Below are 1100 nucleotides of genomic sequence, written 5' to 3' on the forward strand. Positions count from 1 at the left end.
GCCTGATCACCTGACCGCCGGGCAAGGCCCATCGCATCGAACCCACCCCTTCAACCCACAAGCTTCGATCATCGGAAATCACCCCGCACAAGGGGCATGATCCCGTGCGCCTGCTCCCAGTTCAAGCAGTCAGCTTTGCGCTAAAAATCCAACCCGGATGAATTTTACGGGCTAAACTCTTGATCTATGCTGCCGCCAGCATCGGCGCATGCCCGCGTTCGAAGACGCCGCCGCGCGCCATGACTGCCCATGCGATCCGCGCCATCTTGTTGGCGATGGCGACCGAGGCGACACGCGCGGGCTTTCTGGCGAGCAACGCGACGAAGCGCGGATCGACCGTGCTGGGTTTCTGCTTGGCGTATCGGACAAGCGCGGTTGCGCCGACAACCAGGAGCTGCCGCAGATATCGGTCGCCCATCTTGGTAATGCGCCCCAAGCGTTCCTTGCCGCCACTCGAACTCTGTCGCGGGGTCAGCCCTAGCCAGGCGGCAAACTGCCGCCCTGACGAGAACTGGCTTGGATCGGTCACCGACGCGGCGAGTGCGGTCGCGCCGATCGGCCCGATACCAGGGATCGTCGCCAGACGCCGGGCCCGCTCGTCACTCCGCTGCAGAGCGGCGAGACGCAGGTCGAGCTTGCGTAACTGGGCGTGAAGCTGGAGCAGTTGCCCTGCCAGCATGGCAACGACGTTGGTCGCCTCAGTCGGCAGATCGATCTTTGACTCGCCGTCGACGATTTCCCGCGCCATCTGCAGTGCCTTCACGATCCCGACCGGGATGGCGACGCCCAGTTCTGCGAGCACGCTGCGCATCATGTTCACCAGCTGCGTGCGCTGTTTGATCAACAGCTGGCGCACGCGGTGCAGCGACAACGCCGCCTGCTGCTCGCGCGACTTGATGGGCACGAACCGCATCGTCTGACGTGTAACCGCTTCGCAGATTGCCTCAGCATCGGCGGCGTCGTTCTTTCCGCGCTTTACTAATCACGAGGTTCCCATAATGCGGAGGAACGCGGCCTGATTGGCGGATTTCTGCCATTTTTGGGTCGGCTTGCTTTGCATTATTCCGTGCCGAACCTCTGCGGGTCAAATGACCAGCAGA

The 1100-nt window shown here is 62.5% G+C and carries 1 pseudogene; it reads right to left on the reverse strand.

From position 1 onward, the window contains the following. Positions 1-184: 184 nt before the first annotated feature. Positions 185-1006 (reverse strand): annotated as a pseudogene (locus SxD43FB_RS23705) (IS110 family transposase); the annotation flags it as partial. Positions 1007-1100 lie beyond the last annotated feature (94 nt).

Source organism: Sphingobium sp. D43FB (assembly GCF_002312805.1).
In the GTDB taxonomy this organism is placed as follows: Bacteria; Pseudomonadota; Alphaproteobacteria; order Sphingomonadales; family Sphingomonadaceae; genus Sphingobium.